Source organism: Eisenbergiella massiliensis (assembly GCF_003435485.1).
The window spans coordinates 199,362-211,413 of record NZ_QVLV01000002.1 but is presented as its reverse complement, the minus strand read 5'-3'; the positions used below and the strand labels follow the sequence as shown (position 1 = coordinate 211,413).

Annotated in this window: 6 protein-coding genes; all 6 read left to right on the top strand. The window is 48.8% G+C overall.

The genetic code is table 11. The features are described 5' to 3' along the window. The first annotated feature begins 168 nt into the window (after positions 1-168). The 6 genes from DXC51_RS03495 to DXC51_RS03465 all read left to right on the top strand — a co-directional run bounded on the left by DXC51_RS03495 (position 169) and on the right by DXC51_RS03465 (position 12,052). Positions 169-1,635, top strand: coding sequence for a DUF389 domain-containing protein (locus DXC51_RS03495; protein ID WP_025489799.1), 1,467 nt, complete (start codon positions 169-171; stop codon positions 1,633-1,635). A 104-nt stretch (positions 1,636-1,739) separates the two neighbouring features. Continuing rightward, positions 1,740-5,936, top strand: coding sequence for a DEAD/DEAH box helicase (locus DXC51_RS03490; RefSeq protein ID WP_117543727.1), 4,197 nt, complete (start codon positions 1,740-1,742; stop codon positions 5,934-5,936). Between the two features lie 24 nt (positions 5,937-5,960). After that, on the top strand, positions 5,961-6,593 hold the full coding sequence (locus DXC51_RS03485; protein ID WP_117543725.1) for a nuclease-related domain-containing protein: 633 nt from the start codon (positions 5,961-5,963) through the stop codon (positions 6,591-6,593). Between the two features lie 609 nt (positions 6,594-7,202). Further along, entirely contained in the window at positions 7,203-9,161 is a 1,959-nt protein-coding gene (abc-f, locus tag DXC51_RS03475; protein WP_117543723.1) for a ribosomal protection-like ABC-F family protein, read from the top strand. 84 nt (positions 9,162-9,245) lie between these two features. Next, the gene (locus tag DXC51_RS03470) at positions 9,246-10,115 is read left to right on the top strand and encodes a YitT family protein (protein WP_243003117.1); all 870 of its coding nucleotides are present in this window, start codon (positions 9,246-9,248) and stop codon (positions 10,113-10,115) included. A gap of 95 nt (positions 10,116-10,210) precedes the next feature. Continuing rightward, positions 10,211-12,052, top strand: coding sequence for an ABC transporter ATP-binding protein (locus DXC51_RS03465; RefSeq protein WP_181970020.1), 1,842 nt, complete (start codon positions 10,211-10,213; stop codon positions 12,050-12,052).

Sequence of the window (12,052 nt, the reverse complement as noted above, 5' to 3'; positions counted from 1 at the left end):
TAATTGTGAAGGAACCGGACAGTTTCAAAAAAATTTAAAAACAGTTCCTGAAAATATTAAAAATACGTTTGGATTCTATCACGGAACGCGATATAATAGGAAAGTCAAAGCATTACTATTTTCATAACAAATTGTACAAAAGAAACCTATGGAAGGCGGTACCACGAAATGAACCAGCTGCGGAAAATATTGATCGACACCTTTAATCTGAACACGGACTGTGCGTCTCAGGAGGAAATAGCGGACAGAATAAAGAGCGGAGGGCAGCTGAGGGGAACGAACATGTGCATTATGATTTTAGCCATGTTTATCGCTTCCATTGGACTGAATATGAACAGCACCGCGGTTATTATAGGGGCAATGCTGATTTCGCCGCTCATGGGCGGGATCATGAATATAGGCTACGGGATTGCCACCTATGACATGGCATATGTCAGACATGCGTTTATGAAGCTTGCCTTCCAGGTGGTGTTCTGTGTGATGGTATCCACCGTATATTTCATGCTGTCGCCCATAACAGCGCCGTCCAACGAGCTGCTGGCCAGAACCTCGCCCACCATATGGGATGTCCTGATAGCCGTTTTCGGCGGCCTTGCAGGAATTATCGGAACTACAAGGGAAGAGAAGGTAAGCAACGTTATCCCCGGTGTGGCAATTGCCACCGCCCTGATGCCGCCCCTTTGTACGGCGGGCTATGGCATCGCCCGTCATTCCTGGAAGTTTTTCGGCGGGGCCATGTACCTCTTTTTCATTAACTGCTTTTTTATCTGCCTTTCGGCCGTGGTGGTCCTCAAGATCATGCATGTCCATGCAAAGCAGGAAATTTCCGGGAAGGTGCTGCGCAAGCAGAAAATATATGTGATGCTGGTAGGGATTATCACTGTGCTGCCAAGCGTCTATTTAGCCTACCAGATGATCAATACCAGCGCGGTCAACAGCCAGTTTAGCAGCTTTATTTCCAAACAGTTTGATTTTGATGAGACGCAGGTGGTTTCCAAAAGCCTGGATACGCAGAACGGAATCATACGCGTGGCTGTGGTGGGCAAGCGCCTGGACAGCGCCACACGGGATGCAATCGAACAGTCTCTGGCAGATTACAGCCAGCTAAAGGGCATGAAGCTGTACCTGACGCAGACGGAATTTACGGGCGGTATCAGTAAGGAAGAGGTGGAAAACCTGATTAATTCGGAAATTGCGGCAGGAGAGGAAATCCAGTTGGATTATGAGGAAAAAACCAAGGCATTGTCAGAGAAAACAGAGCTGTACTGGCCTGCCTATGCCCAGTTTTCCTTCAGCGCCTCTCTGAAGGAACAGCTGATGGACGAACTCCCCCTTTTCTATCCCCAGATCAAGGACCTGGACTGTGCCGCGCTGGGAGGGCTGGATGAAGAGAAGAAGGTGGTTGTGGAAAAATACCTGCTTATCCTTCAGACAGATACTCCCCTGGATAAGGCGCAGCTTGAAAAAATAGAAGAATGGGCGTCCCGGATTATCGGACAGGAGGTGACAGCTTCCTGGCGGCTGCTTCCGGGAATTTCCGAAAATTCCGTATCAGCTAACAGTATCTCTGAAAACAGCGTGCCGGAAGAAAATAGTGCGGAGAATCCGGATGCAGAGGAAGCGGATGAAATATAAATAAAAAAAGCGACAGACAGAGGAAAAAGGCGGCACTTCAGTTTTAGAACTGCTGTCGAAATCCGTCTGTCGGTCCCTTTTACAGTAATGAATGAGGAATATGAATGACGGATATGCGGACAATTTTTGATAAGACAACTGCGGACTGGTTTGCGGCTGCGCTGGGAGAACCCACTCAAGTGCAGAAGGAAGCCTGGCCTGCGATTGCAGGAGGAAAGCATACGCTTGTATCAGCTCCCACAGGAACGGGCAAAACGCTTTCCGCCTTTCTTGTGTTCATTGACAGGCTGATGAAGCAGGCGAGAGAGGGGACGCTTCCAAGGAAGCTGCAGCTGATTTACATTTCGCCGTTAAAATCCCTGGCAGGCGATATCAGGGAAAATCTGCGCCGTCCTCTGGACGGTATTTCCGGCGGCGGGACCGATCTGATCGACGTGGCAATCCGTACCGGAGATACGCCTCAGAGGGACAGGCAGCGCATGGTGAAATATCCGCCGCACATTCTGATTACCACGCCGGAATCCCTGTATCTGATGCTCACAAGCAAATCAGGACAGTCGGTGCTTAGCAGCGCCAGGGCCATTATCCTGGATGAGCTTCACGCCATGATTGATACCAAACGCGGAGCGCATCTGATGCTTTCCGTCGCCAGGCTGGATAAAATCTGCGAAGCGCCTCTGCAGCGCATCGGGCTTTCAGCAACCATAGAACCGCTTTCCCTGGCGGCGGCCTATCTGTCACCTGATCCGGTAACCATTGTGTCCCCAGGCATGAAAAAAGAAGTGGAGCTTGTGATAACCAGTCCCTTTGCGGATGCCGCTAAGGGGAAACGCAAGGATCCTGTCTGGGAAGAGCTGGCGGAGCTGGTCTACCGCCATTGTCAGGGAAGCCGCAGCGTCATCGCTTTTGTTGAGGGACGCCGTTATGCGGAAAAACTGGCTTACTATGTGAATCTTCTGGGAGGAGACGGCTTTGCCAGGGTTCATCATGGCAGCCTGTCAAAAGAACAGCGTTTTGAGGTGGAGCAGTCGCTGCGTGACGGAAGCCTGCGCCTTTTGTGCGCCACCTCTTCCATGGAGCTGGGCATTGATGTGGGAGAAATCGACCAGGTGCTTCAGGTCGGCTGCCCGAAAACCATTTCCGGCACCATGCAGCGGCTGGGCCGCGCCGGGCATAACCCGGGGCGGGTGAGCGTGATGTATCTTTTTCCCCGTACAGCGCCTGAGGGCGTTTGGTGCGGCATGACGGCAGAACTGGCCAGGCGGGGCGGGGTGGAGCATGCCAATCCGCCGGAGGGCTGCCTGGATGTGCTGGCGCAGCATCTGGTATCCATGGCGGCTTTCCGCGGTTATGAGGTGGATGAGGTTATGGAAATCCTGCCGCGCGCTTATCCCTTCCGGGAAATAACCAGGGAGGATGTCCACTCTGTTCTTGGCATGCTGGCAGGGGATTTTGAGCATGACAGGGATATTCCGGTCCGCCCGAGGATATTATATGACAGGATTCACGGGCGTGTGGAAGGAGACGGATACAGCCGGATGCTTGCCGTATCCGCCGGAGGTACCATACCGGATAAAGGTCTTTATACAGTACGTACAGGCGATGGAGTCAAGGTGGGGGAGGTAGACGAGGAATTCGTATACGAATCCCAGAAGGGCGACCGTTTTCTGCTGGGCGCTTTTGCATGGAAGATTCAGGATATCAGCCGGGATTCGGTCACCGTTGCCCAGGCGCCTTTGGAGGGAGCCAGAGTGCCGTTCTGGAAAGGAGAGTTAAAAGGAAGGGATCTTCGTACCAGTAAGGCCTTTGGCCGTATTTACCATGAATTGCAGGAGGCCTGTGAGAAAGGAAGCCTGGTTCAGGCGCTGAACAGGCTTGGATTGGATGATGCGGCCGCTGATCTGTCGGCTGGCTTTATTAAAAGACAGGTCCAGGCAACGGATGGCCTGCCTGACGATAAGACGATTCTTGTGGAGCATTTCCGGGATCAGTCCGGCAACGCGCAGATTATGATACATTCCCTGTTCGGCAAACGTGTAAATGCGCCGCTTGCGCTGCTTCTGCAGCAGGCTGCCAGGCAGCAGGCCGGCATCAATGTTGGCTGTGTGGAGGAAGAGGATGGCATCCTTCTGTATTCCTACGGAGAGGAGCGGATGCCGGAGGGCCTGCTTTATCAGGTGGATCCGGAAAGTGTGGTTCCTGTTTTGGAAGCCCTTCTTCCGGCAACGCCTATTTTCGGTATTGCTTTCCGTTATAACAGCGGCAGGGCTTTGATGATGGGGGTCAAAAAAAGCGGCAGGCTTCCTCTGTGGATGCAGCGTCTCCGCAGTGCGGAAATGCTGGATACGTTGGTAAAGGATACTTCCGGAGGAGTGTCCCTGGAGAAGGCTCATCCGTTGATCCGGGAGACAATGCGGGAATGCCTGACACAGATATGGGATCCGGAGGGAGTGAAGGAGATTCTTCATGACATCCGATCCGGCGCAATCAGCGTACGCGAATTTCATTCGGAAACACCTTCTCCCATGTCACTTCCCCTGCAGTGGGCACAGGAAGCCGCGGTCATGTATGATTATTATCCCACCACCAGAGGAGTCCAGGCTGCGGTGGAGGATGAGCTGAAGCAGGCGCAGATGATTGCCGCCGGGAAAGAGGAACTGGCGGATGTGCAGCAACGCCGCCATCTTCCGGAGGATGAAAAGCAGCTGCATACCCTGCTGATGACGGAAGGAGATCTTACCGCCGGGGAACTGGAGGTCCCTGTGGAGTGGCTGGAAAGTCTGGCTGCCCAGGGCCGGGCGGCATATCTTGAGCCCGGACTGTGGATAGCCATGGAACACAGGGAGGAATATCTCCATGCGCTTTCCGTCTGTGAATCAGAGGATGGGGAACTTCTGCCGCTTGCAAAACCGGAAACGGACACAGAGACGGTCCAGGCACGGCTTCACATTGTCAGGCGGCTGCTCAGATACCGGGGAGGGCAGACCGCCTGGCAGACGGCACAGCGTTATTTCTGGACGGAAACAGAAGTCCTGGAAATACTGAACGAGCTTGTCTGCCGGGAAGAGGCCGTGGAAAGTGAAGGTGTGTATTATCACGGAAAACTGTATGACAGAGCCCGCAGGCAGACTCTGAAAAACAGGCGAAACCAGATACAGACACGGCCAGCCGCCTCCTATGAAGCGCTGCTCCTTTCCAGAATGAGTATTCATGCGCCTTCCGGGGAACAGCTGGAACGGACCTTATCCATATTTGCAGGACACCCTTTCCCTGCGTCATTATGGGAAAGCGTTATTCTGCCGGCGAGAGTGAAGGGCTACAGAGAGTCCCTGCTGGACGCCATTTTAGCTGAAGGCACCTTTTTCTGGCATATGGAGGAAGGCGGTATGCTCCGCTTTGATGATCCGGAAAACACTGACTGGGAAGCAGATCTTTCCCCTAATCTGGAAACGTTATCGGAAAAGGAACAAATCATCTACCAGGCTCTGTTAAAGCGCGGCGCCAGCTTTATGCAGGCGCTGAAGGGTCTGCTGGAAGGGGAATCTCCCCACGGGATTCTGCTCTCCCTTCTGGAAAAGGGACTTGTATATGCAGACAGCTTTGTCCCCGTCAGGCAGTGGCTTGATCGGGATAAAATAAAAAAAGCAACCGCAAGGCAGCGGGTGAACGCGCGCGTAATGGCCCTGCAGGCAGGGCGCTGGGACGTGGTAAGGCCTCAGAAGGAAACAAACGGCCAGGAATGGGAACGCTGCTTTGACCGCAGCATTATTTTGTGCCGGGAAACTGTGGCCTCCTGGAATATGTCCTGGCAGGCGGCGCTTTCCGTCCTGCGTATCCGGGAATATACGGGACAGGTCCGCAGGGGGTATTTTGTGGAAGGTCTTTCCGGGGCACAGTTTATCCGGGAAAAGGATTTTCACAGTACGGTACTGGCCCTGGAAAAACCAGAACAGGAAATAAAATGGCTGAATGCGTCTGATCCGGCGCAGATCTGGGGAAAGGTGCTGACGCATCAGGAGGGGAAAGGCTTTACCTGTATTCCCGGAACCCTGGTTGCCATGAAGGGCGGAAATCCCATTGCGGTCATGGAGCGGCAGGGAAAAACACTCCGCTTTTTCGGCGGATGTCCACCGGAGGAATGCCTTGCGCTCATGCAGCTGTTTGTGGAGGATTTCCGGCAGAAGCGTATTTTTGCCGGATTGAAACGGATTGTTGTGAAGGATTATCCCGCAGAAGTGTCCGGCGCGCTGTCCGGCGCCGGTTTTATCAGAGAAATGCAGGATTACGTCCTGTACCGTTAGTGCAGGAGGAAAGCGGCGGAAATTATGCTGAGCTTACTCGTTTTAATTTTGTTGTTTATTTATATGTATAAAAAAAGAGCCTCCTATAATCCCTACGATGTAAAGTACAGTCATAGCTCTTATTATGACTGCTCCTTTACTAAAAGGGAAACCTGTACGGAGGAGATTCTGGATATTCTCAGGCCTGTGGCCGGATATAAAAGGATTCTGACAGATCTGTGTCTGACGGATGAATTGGGACGGACCGGCGGTGCGGATGTTGTGATGATCCATGAATCAGGTATTTATGTAATTTATTCCGGGAATTTCCCGGGAGTGATCTCCGGCAATCCGGAGGGGCGTTACTGGATACAGTCCTTCCGGGAGGGCTGGTTTCTTTCTTGCCGCAATTATCTGTATAATCCTTTCCTGGAAAATAAGCGGATTCTGGACCGGATGCAGTGGGAGTTTAAAGACATGCCCTGGCTTCCTTATTATTCCATCGCGGTTTTCGGAAAGGCGGGTTTGCTGGCTACGGCCGGATATATGGGAGAAAACCGTTTCGCCCTGCCTGTTTATGGGCTTTCTGCGGCGGTGGCGGATATATTCCGCCATAACAGACGGTTTCTGAAGGCTCAGGACATAGACCGCGTGTGCGAACGGCTTGAAAAACTGTAGGGACTGGATTTCGTTTGTCGAAGAGTTTGAGATTCCGGCTTGCTTTTATTGTTATGTCATGTTATCATAAAACACAAAGATTGCAAAGGAAGGAAAGAAAGATGGTCGGATTTGTTCCTGGTCATACAATTTTAGACAGATTGCCGATATCTATGTGCGGAATTATACATGTTTATTCCGGATCACAGGTGGAGTCTGCCCAAAATTGCATATCAGGAAGTGAGCAACCGAAACCGGAAGCCGCGTTTTGTGCGGCAGGGTAAGTGATTTCTGAACTTGGTTTTCCGTATTCTTTCAGTGCGGGAAGCGGCGATCGAGAAGTTATAGGATGATATCAGGATCCGGGCGGTATTGCTCCCCGGGTCTTTTTTTGTATATCTGAGGATTATATGGATGGATATGATGAACAGCCGGCAGGGCTTTGCATTTTTTTGTGCGGGGCCGCGGAGTGTTTATCGTATACAGAAGGAGAGGCCCTGGCAGGCTGCGTTGAATTATGGCAGCCTGTTGGTGCTTTTTTTATGGCGGCAGAACGTGTGACAGGCGCGTTGGAGCCGGCTCAGGCAGGATGAGGGGAGTGGGCCGGTTCGGGAAGAAGGAGAGTAAAAAATGATAGAGTTATCATGCAGTCAATTGAAAAAGTATTATGGAGCACAGCTGGTGCTTGAAAACATTACCTTTGAGGTGCAGGAGGGTGAGCGGGTGGCCGTAATTGGAAAAAACGGCTGCGGGAAATCCACCATTCTGAAGCTGATTACCAGAGTGGAGGCGCCGGATGAAGGATGTGTATCCATCCGCAAAAATGCGGTGACAGGTTATCTGGAGCAGATGCCTGTTTATGAAGAGAAAATGACGGTAAGGCAGGTGTGCGAGCAGGCTTTTTGCGAGTTAGTAATGCTGCAGGAGCAGATGCAGGCGCTGGAAAGAGCGTTGGAGAATGCTGCAGGTTCCGGGGGCGAAGAGGATATTGATGTTCTTTTGAAAAAATATACCCTTTTGCAGGAAAGGTATGAGGCAGGCGGCGGATATGAAATGGAGGAGCGTTTTGCGCGTATCTGTACGGGGCTTAAGCTGTCCGGCGAATTTCTGGAGGCGGAGTTCAGGACGCTCAGCGGAGGTGAAAAGACGCTGGCCTGCCTGGCAAAGGTCCTTTTGCAGAATCCGGATATCCTGGTGCTTGATGAACCTACGAACCATCTGGATATGTCCATGCTGCAGTGGCTGGAGGAATATTTGAAGAACTATAAAGGGACTGTGCTTATGGTTTCCCACGACAGGTATTTTCTGGATGCCGCGGCTACCAGAATCCTGGAGGTAGAGGACGGGACGGCCGTGGAATATCTGGGGAATTATTCTTATTACCTGGAGGAAAAGGAACGGCGCAGGCAGCGGCAGCTGGATGCTTACAAAGAACAGCAGAAGAAAGTTAAGGCTATGGAAAAGGCAATCAAGGATATGCGTTCCTGGGCCGCGCAGGCTGATAATGAGAGTATGTATAAGCGGGCAGCTTCCATGCAGAAGAGGCTGGATCGGATGGAAAAAGTGGAGCGTCCGAAAAACGAGGGCCCGGGAATGCGGGTAACTTTTGAGGAGGGTGAGCGTTCCGGAAAGGATGTTCTGCTGTTGGAAGGCGTTGCAAAAAGCTTTGGTAATAAAAAGCTTTTTTCCAATCTCGATCTGGAGGTGTATTATCAGGAACATGTGGCTCTGCTTGGAAGAAACGGGTGCGGAAAGACAACGCTGCTCCGTATGATACTGGGAGAGCTCCCGGCAGACGCAGGGAGCATCCGTGTGGGCGCCAGCGCCAGAATCGGCTATCTGCCGCAGCAGGTGCGTTTCCCCAGGGAGGATGTGTCCGTATTGGAGGCCTTTCGGGATGGACTGGTTATCGGGGAGGGCAAGGCACGTGAAGAACTGTCAAGATATCTTTTTACCGGTGAAAGTGTTTTTAAAAAGGTGGAAAATCTGTCCGGCGGCGAGAAAAGCCGACTTTATCTGGCCAGGCTGATGCAGACCGGGGTGTATACTCCCGGAGAAAATAGCCAGGGCATCAATTTCCTGATACTGGATGAGCCAACCAACCATCTGGACATTCTTTCCAGAGAAAATCTGGAAACAGCGCTGGAACAATTTAAGGGGACGCTTCTTATTGTATCCCACGACAGGTATTTCCTGAACAAAATGGCTGACAGGATGGTGGAAATCACGCAAACGGGCGCCTGCAGCTATGCCGGCAATTATGAATATTACCGGCAGGAAAAGGCAAAAAGAGCCGCCATGCCAATTGCGCCCGCTCAGGAAACGGAAAAGAAAACGGAAAGGAGGTGGGAAACAAACACTGCCCCGGCTAAACCGGCTGCGACAGGAAGCGGACGGAACCAATACCGCCAGAAGCAGCTGGAGCAGGAAATCAGGATGCTGGAGGAATTAAAAAACACCTGCGAGGCCGATGCGGCAGCGGCAGGAACTGATTATGAGAGGCTGCTGGAGCTGGAAACTGAGAAAAAAAGGCTGGAAAACCAGATTGATGAAAAAATGGAGGAATGGCTGGAATTGACGGAAGGGTAAAAATGAATGATAATAAAAGGGAACGTTTTAATCGTTCCTTTCAGGAAGCGTCCTGAAAAAAGCAGGTAAAAGGAGAATGGAACTATGGAAAAGAATCAAAAAAAGCAGGCAAAACAGGCAGGATGGTTTATGGAAATGCTGGTATTGACAGCAGCGGTAGCCGTTATTTCGGCGGCGGTATATTTTTTCCTGATACCCAGCCATGCTTCGGTGAGCAGTATTTCCGGATTGGCCATAGTGCTTTCCAATTTTGTTCCCTTATCCATATCAGCCATCACAATGATTTTAAATGTGATACTTTTGGTGATTGGTTTCTTTACCTGCGGAAAGACCTTTGGTGTTAAGACGGTCTACACAAGCATTCTTTTGCCCGTATTCTTAGGCATTTTTGAACGGATACTGCCGGATAACCAGTCAATGACGGGCAGCGCGGAGCTGGATGTGGTCTGCTATATTTTCGTAGTCAGCATCGGGCTGAGTATTTTATTCAACAGAAATGCTTCTTCCGGCGGGCTGGATATTGTGGCTAAAATCATGAATAAGTACCTGCATATGGAATTGGGTAAGGCCATGTCTCTTTCCGGAATGTGCGTGGCGCTTTCCTCCGCCCTGATTTATGACAAAAAGACGGTAATCCTCAGCATCCTGGGAACCTACCTGAACGGCATGATTTTGGATCATTTTATCTTCGGGCAGAATGTAAAGCGGCGGGTCTGCATCATCACTAAAAAAGAAGAACAGCTGAGAGATTTTATTATCAATACCCTGCACAGTGGCGCTACCGTCTATGAGGCAATCGGCGCTTACAATCTGGAAAAGCATAACGAAATCATTACTATTGTAAATAAAAGCGAGTACCAGAAGCTGATGAATTATATTAACCATGAGGATCCGGAGGCATTTATAACGGTTTATACGGTCACAGATATGCGCTACCGGCCGAAGGTTTGGTGATATTGCGACAATAGAACTTAAAACAGCTTAAACAGCTTCAGTTCTGGAAAGCGATTGCCAGAATAAAAATGTCAGTGCATATAAGGGGAAGCTTCATGAATGTCAATGTACGGAATAAGGAACATACAACTCACGGCGTACTAAATAATTTCAGGTTTATGCTCAAGGAACAATGGAACTTTGAGAAAAAACCAGTGTTTGTATGGTTAATACGTATTTTTTCCGAATTAGTCGTTTCATTAACAGCAATCTATTTTCCAAAAGCAGTATTGGATTCCATCAGCCGGTCTATTTCCAGCAGTGAATTTTTATTTCATATTGTTATTTTAACAGTGGTATTAGTTATTTTCCGTTACTTAAGTTTTTATTCAGAACAAAGCATAATAATTGGAGCAATCCGAATCTTAAATATGCGCTTTTACCTGGGGAAAGACTGGAAAACTCTGGATATGGATTATAGCATAGCAACATCAAAAGAGGGAAAAATGAAGATTGAAAAAGGACATAGTGCCATAAACAGAAACGTATATGTTAACATGGCATCCTACTATATCAATCTGACCGAATTTCTGAAGAGCGTGCTGGTACTGATTTCCTTTAGTACAGTTATTTTGTTATTGGATCCGGTTGTTATATTGATTTTGCTTATTACATATTTGATCGATGGAGTTATTTCAGTCAAAGTACAAAAAGGAAAAAACAGTGTTAAAGAAGAAAGAGCTTCTGTAAATAGGCGCCTGGGTTATGTTTTGGACGATATTGGCAATTCACTCATGGCAAAAGATATTAAAATCTATAAGATGATGAATTGGATCAATGAAAATACGGATAAGTATATAAAGGAATCAAATGAATTAGAGAAGAGGGTGCTAAGAAAGGATACAAACCAGCATCTGGCAGAAGCATTATTGGTATTTGTCCGTACCGGAGGGGCATATTTTTATTTGTTATGGAAAATGTTCCATTCCAATATGACAATCGGTGATTTTACGCTTTATTTTGGAGCAATTACCGGTCTGGGACAATGGTTAAGCCAAATCGTAACGAGAATCGGCAATTTAACTATTGCCAACTATCTTGTAGATGATTATCGTAACCTGATTGAGACTAAAGATCATATGAACAGAGAAAAGAGCTCTGTAAACCCGAATGTGAAGGCAGCATGTGAAATAAAATTCGAAGATGTAAGTTTTCAATATGAGGGAACTGATCGTCCCATATTAAATCATATCAATTTAACGATACATAAAGGTGAGAAGCTTGCATTGGTGGGAAATAATGGGGCTGGAAAGACTACTCTGATTAAGCTGGCCTGCGGACTTCTACCGCCAAAATCAGGTAAAATTTTCTTCAATGGAATTGATATAAGTGAATATAACAGGGATGAATATTATAAAATGATCAGTGCGTCATTTCAGAATGTGTGCCTTCTGCCAATGAGCATAGCAATGAACGTCGGATATAACAATGAAAACAGTATCAACAGGGAAAAACTGCATAAGGCTGTAAAATTGGCCGGATTGGAAGAAAAACTTTTATCGCTGCCATATGGTATGGACACAGAATTAGTGCCTTCTGTGACTGAAGGCGGAATTAACTTGTCCGGCGGAGAAACACAGAAGTTAATGCTGGCACGTGCAATCTTTAAAGAAGCCCCATTAATTGTTATGGACGAACCAACGGCCGCCCTGGACCCAATTGCAGAACAGGAAATGTACTTAAAATATAATGAGCTTACTAAAAATCGTACTGCAATTTATATTTCACACCGTCTTTCATCAACAAAATTCTGTGATCGCATCATATTGTTAGATCATGGAATAATCGTGGAAAGCGGAACACATGATGAATTAATGAATTTGTCAGGAAAATACAAAGAACTATATGACGTACAAAGTCAATACTATAAGGGTGATGCCGTGGAGGTAGAGGCGTGA

Excerpts from the sequence above, each read along its gene's own strand:
- abc-f (WP_117543723.1), top strand. The coding sequence starts at position 7,203 with ATGATAGAGTTATCATGCAGTCAATTGAAAAAGTATTATGGAGCACAG.
- DXC51_RS03495 (WP_025489799.1), top strand. The coding sequence starts at position 169 with ATGAACCAGCTGCGGAAAATATTGATCGACACCTTTAATCTGAACACG.
- DXC51_RS03465 (WP_181970020.1), top strand. The coding sequence starts at position 10,211 with ATGAATGTCAATGTACGGAATAAGGAACATACAACTCACGGCGTACTA.
- DXC51_RS03490 (WP_117543727.1), top strand. The coding sequence starts at position 1,740 with ATGACGGATATGCGGACAATTTTTGATAAGACAACTGCGGACTGGTTT.
- DXC51_RS03470 (WP_243003117.1), top strand. The coding sequence starts at position 9,246 with ATGGAAAAGAATCAAAAAAAGCAGGCAAAACAGGCAGGATGGTTTATG.
- DXC51_RS03485 (WP_117543725.1), top strand. The coding sequence starts at position 5,961 with ATGCTGAGCTTACTCGTTTTAATTTTGTTGTTTATTTATATGTATAAA.